Below are 17,854 nucleotides of genomic sequence, written 5' to 3' on the forward strand. Positions count from 1 at the left end.
CGGGTAGCCGGGCGGCCGGGCGCCTGCCGGCCCGGCAGCCGGGTCTCAGCGCCGATCGAGACGCGCGGTCAGGAGGTTGGCGTCCCCGCCCGTGGTGAGCGCACCGCTGCTGACGTAAACGGTGTCTTCGTCGACGGCGACGGCCGTCGTGTTCTGGAGGCCGTCGCTCTGGTCGAGGACGGTGCGGTCGGGCCTGCCCGGGGTGATGAGCACCACCTTGCTGGGGATGTTGAGGGCGGCCAGCAACTGGTCACCCCGCCCCGTGAAGGCGAAGTCGTCGACGCTGTCCAGCCCCGAGGCCCTGACCTGGGGCGTCCCGGCCGTTCCCCGGCCCGTCAGCGGGATGCGCAGGATCGTTCCATGATCGATGTTTGACACCCACACGGCACCGTTGTGCACCTTCACACCGTTGGCACCGAAGAAGTGGGTCGGGGAGAGGCCGGGCCCCTCGGCCCACACCGTCGCCGTTCCGCCGTGCGGACGGACCTGCCACACCTTTCCCCGCGTGGAGTCGGTGATGTAGAAGTTCCCCGTGCTGTTGTCCCGGGCGAGCCCGTTGGCGAAGCTCGCCGCCGGCAGAGCCGCGATACGCGTCGGCTCGCCGCCGGGAGGCAGCTTCCACAGACCGGTGAGGTGCCTGTCGCCCGCGGAGTACAGGAAGTAGAGAGTGCCGTCCTCGCCTCGTTCGATTCCTGTCACGGAGGCGACGCCGACACTCGGGGTGTTCACCCCTCCGTCCGCCGGGAGCGGCATGGTGGCCAGCACCTCAACGCGTCCGTCGAGGGACACGTGTGCCACCTGACGGGACAGGATGAGGCCGACGTCGGCCGAACCGTCCGGCTCCACGATGACGCTCTCCGCCACCTGCCCGTTCGGCCGGTCGAAGTGAGCCACGATGTGTGGGTCCGAGAGGGGTGGTGTGGCCGCTTCGGCTGTTGCCGAGACCGCGGTGAACCCGATCATCGCGCTCGCGGTGGCTACGGCCAGGCGGACGGCAAGGTGTTTGTGCACGAGTGACTCCGTATCCGATGTGTTGCCGGCGTCGGGCCACAGCGGCGACCCGGGCGGGCCGAAGGCTGTTCGCGCCCGCGCCCCGTGTCGGTAGTCGCCTGTGTGACCTGCCGGGGAACAGCGTCGGTCTCTGCGTGCCGCGCAGCCAGTACCCCGCTCAACCCTGGAATCGCAGTACCACGCTAATGACCTCCCGGTAAGCGACAATGGGGCCATGAGCCGGCCGGACAACTCCCTGGGTGAGGCACTGCGTGCCTGGCGCGACCGCCTCACGACGGACGACGTCGGCCTGCCGGCCACGGGACGCCGTCGGACGGCCGGGCTGCGTCGCGAGGAGCTCGCGTCACTTGCCGGAATCTCCGTCGACTACCTCCTGCGCCTTGAGCAGGGCCGGGCCCGCTGCCCGTCGCGCCATGTGGTCGCCTCGATTGCCCGTGCGCTGCGCCTGACGGGCGACGAGGTGTGCCATCTGCATCTTGTCGCTGGACTGCTCCCGCCGGTGCCGGGTGAGGTTCCGCAGGAGGTACCGCCGAGCGTCGACCGGCTCATCAGCCGTTGGGAGGGCATTTCCGTGGGAGTGTTCTCGGCCTCGTGGACCCTGCTGACCTGGACGCGGTCCTGGGCGGCCTTGCTGGGCGACCCGGAGACCCGACCACCGCGGGAACGGAACCTGGTACGAGCGGTCTTCGCCGAACCGTCCACGGCTGACCGCTCCGTCCTCTTCCCCACCACCGACCGGAGCGACGTCGCCTTCAAAGCGGCTCTTGTCGCCGATCTGCGGCTCGCTCGCGCCGCGTACCCGGGGGAGAGAGGACTCGCCGAACTGGTCGAGGAGACCGCACGGGTCAGCGCCGACTTCCGGGAGCTGTGGGCCACCGCGACGCTTGGTTCGCGCCTCGGCGGCCGTACGCGGATCCAGCACCCGCTCGTCGGGGAGATCGTGCTGGACAGCGATGTGCTGAAGGTGCCGGACCACGACGTGAGGATCATGACGTACACCGCAGAGCCCGGCACACCGGACGCGGAGAAGCTCGGCCTTCTGCGGGGCACCGCCGTCCGCACCGCACTGCCGCTTCCCGCCGGATGAGGCAGGCGGCGAGGCGGCGGTGCCAGGGGCACGCGCGCACTCCGAAGCCCCAGGTGTTCACCGAACCGATCTTCGGGCAGATGTTCGGCCTGTATCCTCATCACCATGACAGCTGCCCCTTCCTCACCGCCGGGCCGTGTCGCACCCCCCGCCCAACGCGGACTCCTGACCGAGCGCATCGCGCGTCAGCTGGAGCACGACATCCGGTCCGGAGAGATCGCCGTGGGGACCAAGCTGCCCTCGGAGCGCGAGCTGGCCGTTCAGTTTCACGCCAGCCGGAACGTGGTGCGTGAGGTGCTGCGGCGGCTGGAGGCCCAGCACCTGATCCAGGTCGAGCCGGGCCGGGGTTCGTTCGTATGCGAGCAGACGTCCCAGCAGGCGCGCAACTACGACGCGCTGTACCGCGCGGGACGCCCCACGGTCCGGCAGCTCATCGAGGCGCGGCTCCCGCTGGAGGTGGAGACCGTCCGGCTGGCGACGGCGCGGGCGACGGAGGAGGACATCGCCACGATCCGGGCGGCCAGGGACGCCCTGGAAACGGCGACCGACTTCGTCCGCAAGGCCCAGGCGGACGTCGATTTTCATGACGCGATCGCGGCCGCGAGCGGCAATCCCGTTCTCCGGATCATGCTGTCGTCGATCAGCGGGATGATGTTCGAGATGATGCTCCGCTCGAATTCCGATCCGTCGATCGGTGAGCCGGGCATTCCGCACCACCCCGAGATCTTCGAGGCGATCGTCGCGCGCGATGTCGAGTTGGCCTGCGAACGCATGCGCGCGCATCTCACTCTGGGCCTGCGCACCTATGGCGCGGATCTCGATCTGAACGTGAACGTGATGGCGCGTCAGCACATCGAGACGCTGCTCGGCGAGTCCAACGGCAGTGGCAGGCACTGACCGTCGCGCCCTGAGCACCGTCCGGACCGCACGGGCGCGTTCGGGCACGGTCGGCTTCTCCCCGGGGCGTCGCGCGTCCTGCGTGGCTGCCTGCTCGTCTCCCCAGGTGTCCGGTTCCCCGGCGGCATCGGCTGCTTAGCTCTCCGTGGTGTGCCGGTCCGCGTGCGTGTTTCCGGGCGTTCGAGGCTGGTCAGGGTGTGGGGTCCGCTGTTACGGTCCATCTGGTCCTACCAGTTGGACCAGATGGACCGGTATGCATCACATCAGAAAGACGAGGACAAGGATGTCCACGAGCAGCCAGTTCCTCAGTCGGCGCTCTTTCGGCAAGATCGCCGCCGGTGCCGCGGCCGCGACGGGTGTGGGGTCGCTCAGCGCCTGTTCGGCCCGCGGCGATACGCCGTCTCCGAACGCACCGCTCAGGATCATGGCGATCAACCACGTCTGGTCCCAGGCGATCGGTCGTCGCACGAAGGAGTTCGAAGACCGGATCGGACGCAAGGTCTCCATGGTCCTGCTCACCGCGGACCAGCTCGCCAGCAGCTACAACGTCAAACTCAACGCCTCCGCCACCGACGTGGACGTCATGATGGTCCGGGCGCTCCAGGAACAACTGGTCTTCGCGCACAACGGCTGGCTCGCCGATCTCACCGACCGGGTCGAGGGCGACAAGGCGTACGACTGGCGCGACTTCCAGAAGGCCCCGCGCGACGGGTCGGTCACCGCGGGAAAGGTGCTGAGCGTCCCCGTGGTGACCGAACGCCCGGCGCTCTACTACCGCAAGGACCTGGTCGAGGATCTCGGCGGTCCGCCCCGCACGCTCGAAGAGCTGATGGCGATATCGCTGGACCTCACGAACCGGCGCAAGGGCTTCTACGGCTACGTCGGGCGGGGCCAGCGCAGCGGCGCCGTCACCCAGTGGTCGAGCTTCCTCTACTCCTTCGGCGGGGACTTCGTCGTCGACGGAAAGTCGGGCATCGGCACGCCCGAAGCACTGGCCGCGTACCAGTACTACGGCGATCTGCTCGACCGGGCAGGCCCGCCCGGTGCCACCAACATGAGCCTCGAACAGGCCATGCCGATCTTCGCTCAGGGCAAGGCGGCGCTCTTCGTGGACGCCGACGCGGTCTACAGCAACTTCCTCGACCCGAAGATCTCGACGGTGGGGGAGACGGTGGGCTTCGCCCCGTTCCCGGCCGGCCCGGCCGGGGCCCGGCCGCACAACATCCCGTCCTGGAGCCTGGGCATCAACGAGTTCTCCCTGCTGCGCGACGACGCCTGGGAGTTCATCCGGTGGGCGTCGAGCCCCGAGATGGTGGCCGAACTCCAGGCGGCCGGAATCCCGGGCGCCCGCCAGTCGGCGTGGTCGGACGCCAAGACCCTCGCCTCGTTCCCGCCCGAGCTGGCGAAGAGCATGCGGATCAACGCGGAGCGGGGCATCGGCTACGACCGGCCCCGGGTCCTCCAAGTCGGCCGGGCGCGGGACATCATCGGCCGTCCGCTGGTGGCCGGAATCCTCGGCGACCCCGTGGCACCCGTCGCCCGGGATGCCCACGCCGAGTTCGCCGATTTCCTCGTCCGCGACAACCGCCACCAGGAGTCCTGATGTCCACCACCGAGGTCTCCCGCACGGTGTCCGGCCGCCCGGCCGGCACGTCCCCGCCCGGGACGGGGTCCCGCACGCGGAAACCGCGGACGTTCGAGCAGGCCAACCGGCGCCTGAAGTGGGCGATGCTCGCCCCGGCGCTGATCTTCGTGGGCCTGATGATCGTCTTTCCCCTGGTCTTCACGCTCAACCTCAGCCTCACCGACGCCTTCGGCGCGGTGAACGCCGAGAAGGGCTACATCGGGCTGCGGAACTTCGCCGACGCACTGGGTGATTCGCGCCGCTTCTGGCCCGCCGCCCAACGCACCGTGATCTTCACCGTCGGTGCCGTGATCATGGAGACGGTGCTCGGTCTCGCCCTGGCGATGCTCATGCGCAAGCCGTTCCGCGGCATGCGATGGGTCCGTACCGTTCTCATCATTCCGCTGCTCACCACGCCGGTGGCGATCGGCATCCTGTGGCTGCTCATCCTCGACCCCACCAACGGCATCGCCAACCACCTCCTCGGCTCGGTCGGGCTGCCCCCGCAGGAGTTCCTCGGCTCGGTGAGCCAGTCGCTGCCGACCCTGATGCTCATCGACGTCTGGCAGTGGACACCGATGATGACCCTGCTGCTGCTCGCCGGTCTGACCACCATCCCGGAGGAGCCGGAGGAAGCGTCCCGTGTGGACGGAGCCAACGCCTGGCAGCGGTTCCGCTACGTCATCCTGCCGATGCTCGGCCCCACACTGGCCACCGCTCTCGTACTGCGCGCCGTCGATGCACTCAAGACCTTCGACATCCTGTACGCGACGAAGGGCGCGGGCGGCGGCTCGGACTTCGAGGCGGAGACCCTCAACGTCTACGCCTACGGCCTCACCTTCGACTACCAGGAATACGGCCTGGCCTCGGCCGTCCTGATCCTGTTCACGCTCTTCATCATCGGCGTCGTGGTCCTGCTCCGCCGCCGTGCCGGAAGGAAGTCCGCATGAGCGCCACCCTCTCTTCCTCCCCGCGGGAGACCGCCGCAGGTCCGCCCCCGGCCACCTCCGTCCGTGGCCGCAGGCGCCGGAACTGGTCCTGGCTGAGGGGAATCGCCATCGCCCTGGTGGTGCTCGTCTTCGCGCTGCCGATCATCTGGATGTTCGCCGCCGCGTTCAAGACGAACGTCCAGGTGACCGACCCGAGCGTCGGGCTGTGGTTCTCACCGACGCTGGAGAATTTCCGCAGCGTCCTGGAGGCCGGTCAGATCCTCCGGTCGATGAGCAACTCCCTGATCGTCGGCTTCGCGTCCACCGTGTTCTCCGCGATCATCGCGGTGCCGGCCGCCTGGGCGGTGGGGCGGTTCCGGATGCGCCGCACCGGGTCCCTCATCCTCGTCGCGCGCATCATTCCCGCGATTTCGCTGCTCGTCCCCTGGTACTACCTGTTCGTGCAGGCGGGCATGGTCGGCTCCTACACCGTGCTGATCCTGAGCCACATGTTCGTATCGGTCCCCCTGATCCTCTGGATCATGATCAGCTTCTTCGAGGGCCTGCCGGTCGAGCTGGAGGAAGCCGCCCGTACGGACGGACTGTCCGCGTTCGGCGCCTTCTGGCGCATCTCGCTGCCGCTCGCGGCGCCGGGCACCGCCACCGCGTCCCTGCTGGCGTTCGTCTTCAGCTGGAACAACTTCATGTTCGCGCTGATCTTCGCGGACGAGCACACCCAGACCGTGCCCGTGACGCTGTTCAACTTCATCTCCTACGCGAGCACGGACTGGGGTGGCCTGATGGCCGCCGCCACCCTCATCACACTGCCGGTCCTCCTCGCCGCACTCCTCGGACAGAAGTACCTCGTGGCCGGGCTGACCTCGGGTGCCTCCAAGGGCTGAACCACACACGACAGCCCGGCCGCTGTCCCCTCCTCGACCTTTCTCCGTTACCCCCCACTGTCCGCACCGCAAGCTCAGGAAGAGCGTATTCATGAAGATCGTCGACACCAAGGTCGTCGTCACCAACCCCGGCCGCAACTTCGTCACCCTCAAGATAACGACGGACGAAGGCATTTCGGGTCTCGGCGATGCCACGCTCAACGGGCGGGAACTCGCCGTCGCCAGCTACCTCCAGGACCATGTCGCACCGCTGCTCATCGGTATCGATCCGCACCGCGTCGAAGACACCTGGCAGTCGCTGTACCGGGGTGCGTACTGGCGCCGCGGCCCGGTGACGATGGCCGCGATCGCCGCCGTTGACGTCGCCCTGTGGGACATCAAGGCCAAGGCCGCCGGTCTTCCCCTCTACCAGCTGCTCGGCGGCGCGAGCCGCGAGCGCGTCGGAACCTACGGACACGCCAACGGGCAGGACGTCCCCGAGCTGTTCGACTCGATCCGCGCCCGGCTGGCCGAGGGCTACCCGGCGATCCGGATACAGACGGGCATCCCGGGCCTGAAGACCGTATACGGCGTGCACCACGGGGCCGGCCCCGACGGGGACGGCCCCGTGCCGCACCAGCAGGCCCGTCCGGTGGTGGAGGACTGGGACACCGCGGCCTACCTGCGGCACATACCGACGGTCTTCGAGGCGGTCCGCGGCGAATTCGGTCCGGAACTGCCCCTGCTGCACGACGCCCATCACCGGCTCACGCCGATCCAGGCGGCTCAGCTGGGCAAGGACCTTGAGCCGTACCGTCCGTTCTGGCTGGAGGACTGCACGCCCGCCGAGGACCAGGACGGCCTGCGCCTGGTCCGCCGGCACACGACCACACCGCTCGCGATCGGCGAGGTCTTCAACTCCGTGTACGACTATCAGACGCTCGTGAGTGAGAAGCTCATCGACTACGTGCGCTCCGCGGTCACCCACTTCGGTGGTGTCTCGCCGCTGAAGAAGCTCTTCGATTTCGCCGCGCAGCACCAGATCAAGAGCGCCATTCACGGGCCGGAGGACATCTCACCGGTCGGCATGGCCGCCGCCATCCACCTCGATCTGGCGATCCACAACTTCGGCATTCAGGAGTACGCGGGGTACACGCCGCTGACCCACGAGGTGTTCCCGCACGCCTACACCTTCACCGACGGACATCTGCACCCCGGCGAGACGCCGGGCATCGGTGTGGAACTCGACGAGGACCTCGCCGCCGCCCACGGATACGAGGCCGCTTATCTGCCGGTCAACCGCCTCCTGGACGGTACGGTCCACGACTGGTGACCGTTGACACCGACCCGGTGCGCTGACAGAGGCCCGGCGCGCTGGCGGAGGTCCGGGTGCGAAGCCCTGGGACGAACGGCCCCAGGGCTTCGCCGTGTGGAGAGGGAGAGGGAGAGGGAGGGGGAGCCGCCGGGGCCGCGGCCGGTCCCCCGTTCCGGTCGCGGCCCCGCGCTCAGGGGTGTTGACGTTGTTTCACGAGCCGCAGGCGCCGCCCGCCGACGGCTCCTCGGCGGTCGCCGTCGCCGGGGCGCAGGCGCCGAGCCGTACGAGGGCGGGCTCCGGGGCGCGGCCGCCTCCGCCGTCGGCCCGGTCGGCGGCCGGTGCGTTGAAGAGTCCGGCGCCGCCGCACACCCCGGTCTCGGGGAGGGTGAGTTCGACGCGGTCGGCGGAGTCGAGGTCGCCCGCGATCGCCGCTGCGATGGAGCGGACCTGCGCGTAACCGGTCAGGGCGAGGAAGGTCGGGGCGCGGCCGTAGGACTTCATGCCGACCAGGTACACACCGGGCTCGGGGTGGGAGAGCTCGCGGTGACCGTGCGGGTAGACGGTTCCGCAGGAGTGCTGGTTGGGATCGATCAGCGGGGCCAGCGCGGTGGGTGCCTGGAGGCGTTCGTCTAGGCCGAGGCGGAGTTCGTCGAGGAAGGTGAGGTCGGGGCGGAAGCCGGTGAGGACGATGACCTCGTCGACCGCGTCGAGACGCTGTCCGTCTTCGCCGGTCAGGACCAGACGGCCGTCGTCGTCACGCTCGACGGCGCTGACGAGGAAGCCCGTGACGGTCTCGGCGTGGCCTTCGTCGACGGCGGCCCTGGCGGCGAGACCGAGGGCGCCGCGGGCGGGGATCTGGTCGGCTTCGCCGCCGCCGAAGGTGGAGCCGGAGATGCCGCGGCGCAGGATCAACACGCCGTGGGTGCCGGTGCCTTCGTCGGTCTTCGCCAGGTCGGCCAGGTGGGCGAGGGCGGTGAACGCGGAGGCGCCGGAGCCGATGACGGCGGTGCGCCTGCCCGCGTACCGGGCCCGGACCAGCGGGTTGTCGAGGTCGGGGACGCGGTAGGTGATGTGGTCGGCGGCGCTCTTCTCGCCGAGAGCGGGGAGGCCGCTGCCGCCGGCCGGGCCCGGGGTGGCCCAGGTGCCGGAGGCGTCGATGACCGCGCGGGCGAGGACGCGCTCCTCGCCGCCGTCGGCGCCGGTGAAGTGGACGAGGAACGGCTGGTCCTCGCGGCCGGCGTCCACGACGCGGTCGCGGCCGGGGCGGGAGACGCCGGTGACGGTGGCGTTGCGGCGGACTTTATCGCCCAGGGCATCGGCGAGCGGCTGGAGGTAGAGATCGGCCCAGTCCCCGCCGGACGGGTAGGCGGCCCCGTCGGGCCGGACCCACCCCGTGGGCGCGAGGAGCTTTTCGGCGGCCGCGTCGACCACTTCGGACCAGGTGGAGAACAGCCGGACGTGCGCCCACTCGCGCACCGCCGATCCCGCGGCCGGTCCGGCCTCCAGGACGAGGGGCCGGATGTTCCGCTCGATGAGCTGGGCGGCTGCCGCGAGGCCGATGGGCCCGGCACCGATGACGACGACGGGCAGGGCTTCGGTGGATGCGCTCACGATGGGCTCTCCCATTGATTCGACAAATATCGATATACGGATGTTCTCAGGATGGCACCGTGAATCGACAACCGTCAACATAGACATTCATCGAAGTTCCACGGATGATGGAGGCATGTCCGCGAAGGTCTTGCCGCTGCTGGAGCCGGAGTCCGTGGCCCCGTGCTGCCCGCCCCTGTCCGAGCGCCCGCTGACGGCCGAGGAGGCCGAGCGGACCTCGGCCATGTTCAAGGCGCTCGGGGATCCGGTGCGGCTGCGGCTGTTCTCGCTGGTCGCCTCGCACGAGGGCGGGGAGGCGTGCGTGTGCGACATCTCCGACGTCGGCGTTTCCCAGCCGACGGTCTCCCACCACCTGAAGAAGCTGCGGGAGGCGGGGCTGCTGTCCTCCGAGCGGCGCGGCACCTGGGTGTACTACCGGGTCGAGCCGTCCGTGCTCGCAGCCATGGGCCAACTCCTCACCCGCGCGGCCCCCGTATGACGATCACGCCACTGACCGGCGCGTCGGGGATGATCGGCCCATGACTGAGATCGTTCTGAGGAGGCGCGCGCCCACCGGGCGATCCTGGCGGCGGCTCTGACAGCCGTGGGCCTGGTGAACTGTCCGAGGGAGTGGTGGCACTGGTCCTTCCAGGACCTCTACTGGGCCATGGCCACCGGGGCGGCCGCGGCCCGCTACGGGCCGCACGACCTCGGCTGTTCGTTCTGAACGACGGCCGCGGCAGCCAGCGGGTCCGCGCGCTGCTGTCGGCGGATCCGATGCGCCTGGTGATCGCGACGAGCCCGGCACTGTCTGACGGATTTGATCGCTCATGAGGGAGCCCAGCCGATCCGGATGGAGAGAGGGCGTCACCGCCGAGCAGGCCCCGCGCTGCCGATGGCGGCCGAGACGGCGTGGCGCGCGCTCGACGACCTCGGCGTCCAGCCGGGTGAGCTGCTGATCGTCCACGGCGCGGGCACCACGGTGGGTGAGGCGGCGGTGCGCTTCGCGCTGCACCGGGGTATTCGGGTGATCGCCACCGCCGGGCCGACCCGGGCCGCTGTCCTGGAAGGGATCGGCGCCCAGACGCTGATCGAGCTGACCGACCGGCGATCCCGACCGCGTCCTCACCGTCTCGGACTTCGCCGCGGCGGCCGAGCTGGGCGCCCGGATCACCACCGAGATCCGCTACGACCTGATGGGCGAGTTCGCCCGGCTGGCCGGCGAAGGCGTCCTGGCCGTATCGGTCGCCCGCACCTACACGCTCGACCAGATCCAAGAAGCGGCCAAGCTCAGCCAGTCCCGGCGACCCGGCGGCAAGGTCATGCTCGTCCTGTGATCGCCTTGCCGGCCCGGCCAGGCGAAAGGGGTCCGTACAACCCCCGATGATCACGCGGTGACCGTACCCGTTCCCGACCAGGGTCCCTACAGGATCGCGAAGTCACACTGGAGTACCAGGGCGTGGCCGCGTGAGACCGGGGTCTTGGTGCATGCGTGCTTGATCAGCAAGGACGAACGCATCTTTCACATCCGTCTTGCCCCGGCCTCATCCGGGACCACGCGCGATACACCGGACCAAAGGCTCACTCAGAGGCTGACGCCCTCGTCCCCGGGCCGGCTGTCGCCCATGGGCCGAGGGCGAAGCCTTCACCCTCCCGTCGGACTTCCAAGGCGCCCGCACCACCGAAGTGCGCGGGGACGAGCAGTTCCCGTTCGTCAGCCGCCCGCGCGAGGATCCGACGGCGGCTGGCCGCCGCTTGTTCCGGGGCCAGGCAGGCGTTGCTGTTGCGGCAGGGATCGAGGATCTGTACCGGGCTGTGCAGCAGGTCGCCGACGAAGACCGCCCGATCGCTCCCGGACGCGAGTCGCAGCACGGACGAGCCGGGGGTGTGGCCGGGCGCGGACTCCAGGGTGAGGTGTTCGTCGATGCGGTGGAGGCCGTCCCACAGCACGGCCTGTCCGGCCTGGTGGACGGGCGCGATGCTGTCTTCGTAGATCAGGCGGTCGACCTCCTGTAAGCCGTTCCCGTACGCGTTGTCCGGACCGTAGTGGAAGTCGTCGGCGGCCGGAATGAGGTACTGGGCGTGGGGGAACGTGGGTACCCACTGCCCGTCCGCGTCGACGGTGTTCCAGCCGACGTGATCGACGTGGAGGTGGGTGTTGACGACGACGTCGACATCCTGTGGGCGAACACCCGCCCTCGCCAGGAGGCCGAGGAAATCCCCATGACGCTGGTGGAAGTACGGTGCCATGCCCGGTCGTTCGCGCCCGTTGCCCGCTCCTGTGTCGACCAGGACAGTCCGTCCGGCGCTGCGCAGTACCCACGACTGCAGCGCGATCACCGTCCTGTCACTGTCCGGCTTCCAGTGGTCCGGTGCGAGCCACTGCTCGTTGTCCTTCCATACATCGGCACTGACTTCCGGGAGGAACTCGGAGGTGGGCAGGAACGGCTCGTGCCACTCCACGACCCGGATGACCTCGACATCCCCCAGCACCATGCTCTGCACACGCTCGTTCTCATTGATCATGTGCTCGACCTTAAGAAGACCGAACGATCCTCTCAATGCGCATCCAGCTCAATAAAATACGCATCCGTCTCACGCATCAGACGGGAGATATATCCTGGGTGGATGGATGTGGTGAGCGACGCGATCTCTGCCGTGCACCTCGGGCACCCTTCGTCCCAGCGGGTGCGGATCGGCGGTAGCTGGTGCGCGCGGCTGGACCCGTACGACGGCGCGGGCTTCCACGTCGTCCTGAAGGGCAACTGCTGGCTGCTGACCGACGGCGGTGCCCAGGTGTCCCTCGGTGTGGGTGACGCGGTACTGCTGCCCCATGGCACGGGCGGCGTGCTGGCCGACTCCCCGGTCGACGCGGCGACCGCGAGGGAGAGGGCGGTACCGGTCGATCGATTGCTCGTGGGGACGGGGACGGGGGCGGGAGCGAACCCGAGGTCGGGGCCGCGAGCCCGGCCCGATCGCGACGAGACGGAGGTGCTCTGCGGCAAGTACTCGCTCGACTGCAGCAGGATGCACCCGCTCATGGCGGAACTCCCCGAGATCGTCCACCTTCCCAGCCGAGTAGGCACCCACCTCGAACTCCGCGCCGCCATCGACCTGCTCGCCGGGGAGCTGGACGAGGTACGGCCCGGCTCCTGCGTCGCGCTCCCGAACCTCCTCGACCTTCTCCTCGTCTACATGATCCGCTCCTGGATGGCCGAGGCCACCAGCGGAGCCTGGCCCGGCGCACTGGGTGACCCGGTGACGGCCGCCGCCCTGCGGGCGCTGCACTCGAACCCGGCCGCGCGGTGGAGCAACGACCTGCTGGCCGCCGAGGCGGGCGTCTCCCGCCCCACCCTGGCGCGCCGGTTCACCACCCGGATCGGCCGACCCCCGATGTCCTACCTCGCCTGGTGGCGTGTGATCCTCGCCGCCACGCTGCTCCGCGACACCACGGAAACCCTGGCCACCATCGCGGGTCGAGTCGGCTACGGCAGCCCGTACGCACTCTCCCACGCCTTCGAGAGGGAGTTCGGTACCACACCGGGGCGGTACCGAGCGCGGGCCGCGGATCGATCCGCTCCGCCACAAGCCCTCAACTGACGTCAAAACGCGGGTCTGGCACGGAGCTCGGGGAGTGGTCACAGCACGCGATGCCGCCGCTTGAATCGAGGCAGGACGCGGGCGATGGCGGTTCGCCGCCGTGCCCGCGCCCCGGACCGCCTTGGCTCAGCCCAGCGCGTCCATCAGGGCGATGACGTAGGCATCCAGCCGCTCCTCCACGGCTCGCGTCGTCAGCTCTGTCCTCCCCGCCTCCCGCCATGGCCGCGCCACCAACCGCACTTCTTCCGAGAACGCCAGCGCGTCCCGCACCTGCCAGTACAGCCGCTCGCTCGCGGCCGCTGCCAGCACCCCGCCGGCCTCTTCATATGCCTGAGCGAACCGCGAACCCCACGCCGGGCCGTGCAGCAGCGCGAGATTGGTGGAGCAGTGCGCCACATCGAGATCCGCCGGGCCCCAGGATGTCTGCGGCCAGTCGACGACCCCGGTGATCCGAGGACTTGCCGGGCCTGGGGCGGCACGTCGAACAGCACGTTGCCGGGGTGGAAGTCCCGGTGCAGGAATCGCCCTTCATAGGGCGGCGCGGGCTTGCGGATCACGTTGATCGCCGCGACCCATGCCGCAGTGTCGGCGTCCTTCGGCGTCACGACGGTGTCGGCGGTCGTCAACGCCACGTACTCCCGTGGCCGCTCGGCGGGTCGCAGCGCGTGGATCGCCACGAGTTGACGGGCCAGCAGTGGGACGCGTGCCTCCAGACCCTCATCGCCGAGGACCGCCCGGCCGGCCAGATGGGTCATGAGCAGCGACGGATACGCGCAATGCGCGGCGGTCGGATCAACCGCGACCAGCCCAGGAGCCGGTACGCCGGCCCCCGCGAGCAGGGTCAGGACGCCTGCCTCCGTGTTCAGCAGGTTCTCGGCGTGCTCCACGAAGAACGGGTCGACGAAGGTCCGCAGCACCAGGTCGCGGGTGCCTCCGTCCCGCGTGCCGATGGTCAGCCGCCGCATTTCGGCGGTGATACCGCCGTGCAGAGCCTCGGTTCCGACGATCCGTTCGCCGACCTCCAGGTGCCGGCTCACCCAAGCCAGTGTCGACGGTCGGACAGCCGCCGCCTGATCGTGGTTGGTCACCGTGCCACCCCATCATCCGGACGACGGCACGCGCAAAGCCTTTCGTTGGAGCCGATGCCAACTCGCGCCGTCACCTCGACGGTGCCGAAGGCGACTGCCGCCGCTTCGACGTGCACGCGGGCGGTGACCCAGGTCGCTGAGCAACGGACGGATGGTCGTCGCGAGGCAGGCGGGGTTCGGCTTCGGCCGTGATCGCCGAGTGGACGCCCGGGACCGGCCCACCGAAGGTCCGTCGGGCGGAATACTCTGTCCGTATGAGTGAACGAGGAATGCAGGAGCTGGCGCTGCTGCTGCTGACGGCGCTGGCGAATGCCCCTCGGCACGGGTATGCCATTGCCCAGGAGGTCAAGATCATCACCGATGGCCGGGTGGCGCCGCGTACCGGGGCGCTTTACGGGGCGCTGGACCGGCTGCTGGCGGAGGGGCTGATCCAGGTGGAGCGCGAGGAGGTGGTGGGCGGTCGGGCTCGTCGGATCTTCGCTCTCGCTCCCGCCGGGCGGGAGCGGCTGGAGGCCGAGGCGGAGCGACTGGCCGCGACGGCCCGGGAGGTCAGGCGGCGGCTGGCCGATGGCTCGGTGGCGCCGGCATGAGCGAGTTCCTCGTCCGTCTGTACCCGGCTGCGTACCGGGCCGCTCACGGTCAGGAAATCTTCGATGTGCACCGGGAGATGACGGCGGACCTGCCGCGTCCGGCCCGGCTGCGCGCGGACGCGGACCTGGCCGCGCACGCCCTGCGGGTTCGGCTGGGACTGGACTCGGCGTCGCCCGCGGGGCGTCTCTTCGCGCTGGCTGCGCCCTTCGCACTCGCCGCGGGCGCGGTGGACAGCGGACTGCACCTGACGCGCTGGTACACCAAGCTCGTTCTCTCGCCCGCCCCGGTATGGGTCCAGGTCTCCACCATGGATGGTGCGGGGGCCCTGCACCTGCTGCTCTCCCTGCTGGTGTGCGTCGGCGCGGTCATCGCGTTGACAGGCCGGTGGGGGCTGGGCGTGGGGGTGGCCGTGGCCGGACTGCTGGGGACGGCCGCGCAGTGGGCCTTCGACGCACAGGTGTCCGACGGGGGAGCCATCGTTCCCGCGGCGGCGTTGCTCACTGTCGGCGTCGTCCTCGCCTGCCCTCCGGACCGCCGCGGTGACAGGCGGCTGTCGGCGGCGGCCGGAGCCGTGGCCGCCGCGGGGTGGTTTCCCGTCGTCGTCATCAATGCGGGGACCTATACGGGGGCCTTCGCCGTGACCACGGACTACGGCGCCTGGCCCATGCTGGTCCTCGCCTTCGCGGGGGCTGCCCTCGCTCTGCGCGCGCGTTCCTCAGGTCTGCGCGAGATGGGCGCGATGGCCATGGCCTCTCCGTCGCTGGTCGCCCACTCCTACGCGAATGCCTGGGGCAATCTCTGGCCCGTCCTCGGCACTCTTCTCCTGCTGTCGGCGGTGGCCGCGCTCACCGCGTCCCTCCAGGCGGTGCGCCGCCACCGGCACTGATCCCGGCCTGTACTTTCCAGCCGCCGCCCGCTCACGGGCGGCGGCTTCGTCGCGTATCCAGACGTTCCGGCCCGACCCGTCGGCCCGGCCCCACTTCCCCGCCCCGGGCCACGGGCACCCGCTCCGCACGATATTCATAGTCCGTTGACATGAATACTCCGCCTGATGTTCTATGGCTACGTGCTGCCTGGGCCAGGCCGGCCGGACGATCTCGGACGCCTACTTGAAGGCATCCTCCAGCGGAGCGCGGTGGCCCCGGCCGGTCCCGTTCCAGCAGAGAAGGTCATCGAGTTGCCGTTCACCTTGTCCCACCCCGCGGCAGTGCTGCCACTGATGCGCCGCCCCTTCGTTCCGGCGGCTCTGGTCGCGGGCGCCGTGGTACCCGACGCCCCGTACTTCCTGAACGCCCTCGGCGTGTCCGAGACCGGTCCCCAGGACTGGTACGGGCCGTTCCTCAACGCCACACAGACCCACTCGCTCGGCGTGGGCCTGCTGGTCGATCTGCCCCTTGCCGCCGCCCTGGTCGCCGTCTGCCGGATGCTGCGCGCGCCGATCACCGCGCTGCTCCCGTCCGGCCTCCGCCTTCCGGAACCCGAGCGGACGACCGGCCTGCCGGCCAAGGCCCGGCACGTCATGTGGCTGCTGTTCTCCGCGCTGATCGGTATCGCCACCCATGTGGCATGGGACTCCTTCACCCACGGAGACGGCTTCCTGGTCACTCATCTCCAGCCGCTGCGCGCCTCGGCCCCGGGCGGTCTGACGGTCGCGCGGCTGCTGCAGTACGCGAGCACCGCTTTCGGCCTCGCGGCCATCGGCCGGCATCTTTGGCGGCGCCGGGGGCGTCTGCGCTCCCACGACGGCACCGACTCCGTCGCCCGCCCGGGGCACTTCACGCGGTGGGGCGTGGTGACTGCGCTGGTCGTAACTCCCTTGCTGGGTGGCGCCGTACATGCCCGTGACGACTTCAACGACTACCGTTATGTGACCGACGTGGACTACAGCCGACCGGTCACCGTCGAGCTGGGCGACGGCTCGAACGAGACCTCCTATCCCTCCACAACGGTCAAGGCTCCGTGGGGCACCGTCGCCGAAGGCGTGTTGACCGGGGCCGCCAAAAGGGCGGGCGCCACGTTCGCGGCCGCCCTGCTCCTGTACTCCGCCGCCTGGCAGATCGGGGCCGTCTCGCGTCGGCGGACGACAGCGTTCACCCCTGCCCCCTCCTCACCACCGACTCGGGGCGGGAAGTGACGGCGCTCGGCAGGGTGTGAACGCTCTTCGGCCGGATCACCTCCGCCTGCCCGACGAATACGTTCCCGAGTGCGCGTCCGTTACGGGGCGGACGGGTAGTCGGTGTAGCCGGTTTCGCCGCCCACGTACATCAGGTACTTGTTCCGGACGGGGTTGACGGGGGTGCCGGTGCGGAGGCGTTCGACGAGATCGGGCGTGGAGAGGAACGGGCGGCCGAGGGCGATGAGGTCGGCGCCGGCGGCCAGGAGGCGGTCGGCTTCGTGCTTGCCGCCGTCGGCGGGGATCTGGTCGGCGGGCAGGACGGGGTTGGCGATGAGCGTGCCGGGCCACTGCTCGCGGATGTCCTGGTATACGCCGGAGTCGGGGTCGGCGTAACCGAGGTGCAGGTAGGCCAGGTTGCGGTCGGCGAGGGCGGAGACGAGTGCCGCGTAGAGCGCGCGGGTCTCGTCGCCCTCGTCGATGCTGTTGACGGTGTTGCCGGGGGAGATGCGCAGCCCGGTGCGTTCGGGGCCGATCGCGGCGGCGACGGCGTCGGCGACCTCGACGGTGAAGCGGATGCGACGGCTGACGGAACCGCCCCAGGCGTCGGTGCGGTGGTTGGTGTTCGGGGCGAGGAACTGGTGCAGGAGGTGGCCGTTGGCGCTGTGCACCTCCACACCGTCGAAGCCCGCCTCCAGGGCGTTGCGGGCGGCGGTGGCGAAGTCGGCGACGGTGGTGCGGATGTCGTCGGCCGTCATCCGCCGTGGGATGGGCGCGGGCTGCTTGCCCGAGGGAGTGTGCAGGGTCTCGGGCAGGGGGGATCGGGGACGGCGCGAGGGGGAGCAGGCCGCTGGTGTCGGGGTGGCCGACCCGGCCGCCGTGCTGGATCTGCGGGAACATCGGCCCGCCTGAGGCCGCGCGCACGGCTTCGGTGACCTGGCGCCAGCCGGTCACGTGTGCCGCGCGGTGGATGGCGGTGATGTTCGGGTAGGTCTGACCCACCGCGTTGGGTGTCGCTGCCTCGGCGATGATCAGGCCGGCCGTGGCGCGCTGGGCGTAGTAGGTCGCCATGAGAGAGGTCGGGACGCCCTCGACGGTGGCCCGGTTACGGGTCAGTGGCGCCATGAC

16 protein-coding genes and 3 pseudogenes are annotated in these 17,854 nt (G+C 70.0%); 13 read left to right on the forward strand and 6 right to left on the reverse strand.

What is annotated here, in order from left to right; genetic code table 11:
• Window positions 1-45 precede the first annotated feature (45 nt).
• On the reverse strand, window positions 46-894 hold the full coding sequence (locus OG627_RS34140) for a hypothetical protein (RefSeq protein WP_329071843.1): 849 nt from the start codon (window positions 892-894) through the stop codon (window positions 46-48).
• Between the two features lie 331 nt (window positions 895-1,225).
• Between OG627_RS34140 and OG627_RS34145 the strand changes: the two genes are divergently transcribed.
• Window positions 1,226-2,098: a helix-turn-helix domain-containing protein gene (locus OG627_RS34145; protein ID WP_329071845.1), complete on the forward strand. Its 873-nt coding sequence runs from the start codon at window positions 1,226-1,228 to the stop codon at window positions 2,096-2,098.
• Between the two features lie 105 nt (window positions 2,099-2,203).
• Complete coding sequence (locus tag OG627_RS34150; protein ID WP_329071848.1) at window positions 2,204-2,995, forward strand: FadR/GntR family transcriptional regulator; 792 nt, start codon at window positions 2,204-2,206, stop codon at window positions 2,993-2,995.
• 258 nt (window positions 2,996-3,253) lie between these two features.
• On the opposite strand, the gene OG627_RS34155 is transcribed toward OG627_RS34150, so the two are convergent.
• The gene (locus OG627_RS34155) at window positions 3,254-3,430 is read right to left on the reverse strand and encodes a hypothetical protein (protein ID WP_329071850.1); all 177 of its coding nucleotides are present in this window, start codon (window positions 3,428-3,430) and stop codon (window positions 3,254-3,256) included.
• Here OG627_RS34155 and OG627_RS34160 point away from each other — a divergent pair.
• The 4 genes from OG627_RS34160 to manD all read left to right on the forward strand — a co-directional run bounded on the left by OG627_RS34160 (window position 3,420) and on the right by manD (window position 7,762).
• Window positions 3,420-4,598: an ABC transporter substrate-binding protein gene (locus OG627_RS34160; RefSeq protein WP_329071851.1), complete on the forward strand. Its 1,179-nt coding sequence runs from the start codon at window positions 3,420-3,422 to the stop codon at window positions 4,596-4,598. The genes OG627_RS34155 and OG627_RS34160 overlap by 11 nt on opposite strands.
• Window positions 4,598-5,569, forward strand: coding sequence for a carbohydrate ABC transporter permease (locus OG627_RS34165; RefSeq protein WP_329071853.1), 972 nt, complete (start codon window positions 4,598-4,600; stop codon window positions 5,567-5,569). The genes OG627_RS34160 and OG627_RS34165 overlap by 1 nt, the downstream gene beginning before the upstream one ends.
• On the forward strand, window positions 5,566-6,450 hold the full coding sequence (locus OG627_RS34170) for a carbohydrate ABC transporter permease (protein WP_329071855.1): 885 nt from the start codon (window positions 5,566-5,568) through the stop codon (window positions 6,448-6,450). Before OG627_RS34165 ends, OG627_RS34170 begins: the two co-directional genes overlap by 4 nt.
• A 91-nt stretch (window positions 6,451-6,541) precedes the next feature.
• The gene (manD, locus tag OG627_RS34175; RefSeq protein WP_329071857.1) at window positions 6,542-7,762 is read left to right on the forward strand and encodes a D-mannonate dehydratase ManD; all 1,221 of its coding nucleotides are present in this window, start codon (window positions 6,542-6,544) and stop codon (window positions 7,760-7,762) included.
• Between the two features lie 192 nt (window positions 7,763-7,954).
• On the opposite strand, the gene OG627_RS34180 is transcribed toward manD, so the two are convergent.
• Window positions 7,955-9,370: an NAD(P)-binding domain-containing protein gene (locus OG627_RS34180; protein WP_443073595.1), complete on the reverse strand. Its 1,416-nt coding sequence runs from the start codon at window positions 9,368-9,370 to the stop codon at window positions 7,955-7,957.
• A 100-nt stretch (window positions 9,371-9,470) separates the two neighbouring features.
• Here OG627_RS34180 and OG627_RS34185 point away from each other — a divergent pair, with 100 nt between their 5' ends.
• From OG627_RS34185 to OG627_RS34195, 3 genes and pseudogenes are all read left to right on the forward strand, one after another.
• Entirely contained in the window at window positions 9,471-9,833 is a 363-nt protein-coding gene (locus OG627_RS34185) for an ArsR/SmtB family transcription factor (protein ID WP_329071859.1), read from the forward strand.
• 54 nt (window positions 9,834-9,887) lie between these two features.
• Window positions 9,888-10,061: pseudogene (locus OG627_RS34190) on the forward strand (M15 family metallopeptidase); the annotation flags it as partial.
• A gap of 466 nt (window positions 10,062-10,527) precedes the next feature.
• Window positions 10,528-10,671: a zinc-binding dehydrogenase gene (locus tag OG627_RS34195; RefSeq protein WP_329073192.1), complete on the forward strand. Its 144-nt coding sequence runs from the start codon at window positions 10,528-10,530 to the stop codon at window positions 10,669-10,671.
• A 244-nt stretch (window positions 10,672-10,915) separates the two neighbouring features.
• On the opposite strand, the gene OG627_RS34200 is transcribed toward OG627_RS34195, so the two are convergent.
• Complete coding sequence (locus OG627_RS34200; protein WP_329071861.1) at window positions 10,916-11,860, reverse strand: MBL fold metallo-hydrolase; 945 nt, start codon at window positions 11,858-11,860, stop codon at window positions 10,916-10,918.
• 102 nt (window positions 11,861-11,962) lie between these two features.
• On the opposite strand from OG627_RS34200, the gene OG627_RS34205 reads away from it, so the two are divergent.
• Window positions 11,963-12,934: an AraC family transcriptional regulator gene (locus tag OG627_RS34205; RefSeq protein ID WP_329071863.1), complete on the forward strand. Its 972-nt coding sequence runs from the start codon at window positions 11,963-11,965 to the stop codon at window positions 12,932-12,934.
• 126 nt (window positions 12,935-13,060) lie between these two features.
• On the opposite strand, the pseudogene OG627_RS34210 reads toward OG627_RS34205, so the two are convergent.
• Window positions 13,061-14,022, reverse strand: a pseudogene (locus OG627_RS34210) (phosphotransferase family protein).
• Between the two features lie 254 nt (window positions 14,023-14,276).
• On the opposite strand from OG627_RS34210, the gene OG627_RS34215 reads away from it, so the two are divergent.
• The 3 genes from OG627_RS34215 (at window position 14,277) to OG627_RS34225 (ending at window position 16,747) form a co-directional block, all read left to right on the forward strand.
• Window positions 14,277-14,612 carry a PadR family transcriptional regulator gene (locus tag OG627_RS34215; protein ID WP_329071865.1) on the forward strand — a complete coding sequence of 112 codons (336 nt, stop codon included), beginning with the start codon at window positions 14,277-14,279 and terminating at the stop codon, window positions 14,610-14,612.
• Window positions 14,609-15,499: a hypothetical protein gene (locus OG627_RS34220; RefSeq protein WP_329071867.1), complete on the forward strand. Its 891-nt coding sequence runs from the start codon at window positions 14,609-14,611 to the stop codon at window positions 15,497-15,499. Before OG627_RS34215 ends, OG627_RS34220 begins: the two co-directional genes overlap by 4 nt.
• 165 nt (window positions 15,500-15,664) lie before the next feature.
• Complete coding sequence (locus tag OG627_RS34225; protein WP_329071869.1) at window positions 15,665-16,747, forward strand: DUF4184 family protein; 1,083 nt, start codon at window positions 15,665-15,667, stop codon at window positions 16,745-16,747.
• Between the two features lie 80 nt (window positions 16,748-16,827).
• On the opposite strand, the pseudogene OG627_RS34230 reads toward OG627_RS34225, so the two are convergent.
• Window positions 16,828-17,851, reverse strand: a pseudogene (locus OG627_RS34230) (alkene reductase).
• Between the last annotated feature and the right edge of the window lie 3 nt (window positions 17,852-17,854).

Source organism: Streptomyces sp. NBC_01429 (assembly GCF_036231945.1).
Taxonomy (GTDB): domain Bacteria; phylum Actinomycetota; class Actinomycetes; order Streptomycetales; family Streptomycetaceae; genus Streptomyces.

Bases quoted from the DNA above. Each gene is read 5' to 3' on its own strand.
- OG627_RS34145 (WP_329071845.1), top strand. From the start codon at position 1,226: ATGAGCCGGCCGGACAACTCCCTGGGTGAGGCACTGCGTGCCTGGCGC.
- OG627_RS34150 (WP_329071848.1), top strand. From the start codon at position 2,204: ATGACAGCTGCCCCTTCCTCACCGCCGGGCCGTGTCGCACCCCCCGCC.
- OG627_RS34160 (WP_329071851.1), top strand. From the start codon at position 3,420: ATGGCGATCAACCACGTCTGGTCCCAGGCGATCGGTCGTCGCACGAAG.
- OG627_RS34165 (WP_329071853.1), top strand. From the start codon at position 4,598: ATGTCCACCACCGAGGTCTCCCGCACGGTGTCCGGCCGCCCGGCCGGC.
- OG627_RS34170 (WP_329071855.1), top strand. From the start codon at position 5,566: ATGAGCGCCACCCTCTCTTCCTCCCCGCGGGAGACCGCCGCAGGTCCG.
- manD (WP_329071857.1), top strand. From the start codon at position 6,542: ATGAAGATCGTCGACACCAAGGTCGTCGTCACCAACCCCGGCCGCAAC.
- OG627_RS34180 (WP_443073595.1), bottom strand. From the start codon at position 9,370: ATGGGAGAGCCCATCGTGAGCGCATCCACCGAAGCCCTGCCCGTCGTC.
- OG627_RS34185 (WP_329071859.1), top strand. From the start codon at position 9,471: ATGTCCGCGAAGGTCTTGCCGCTGCTGGAGCCGGAGTCCGTGGCCCCG.
- OG627_RS34200 (WP_329071861.1), bottom strand. From the start codon at position 11,860: ATGATCAATGAGAACGAGCGTGTGCAGAGCATGGTGCTGGGGGATGTC.
- OG627_RS34205 (WP_329071863.1), top strand. From the start codon at position 11,963: ATGGATGTGGTGAGCGACGCGATCTCTGCCGTGCACCTCGGGCACCCT.
- OG627_RS34215 (WP_329071865.1), top strand. From the start codon at position 14,277: ATGAGTGAACGAGGAATGCAGGAGCTGGCGCTGCTGCTGCTGACGGCG.
- OG627_RS34220 (WP_329071867.1), top strand. From the start codon at position 14,609: ATGAGCGAGTTCCTCGTCCGTCTGTACCCGGCTGCGTACCGGGCCGCT.
- OG627_RS34225 (WP_329071869.1), top strand. From the start codon at position 15,665: ATGTTCTATGGCTACGTGCTGCCTGGGCCAGGCCGGCCGGACGATCTC.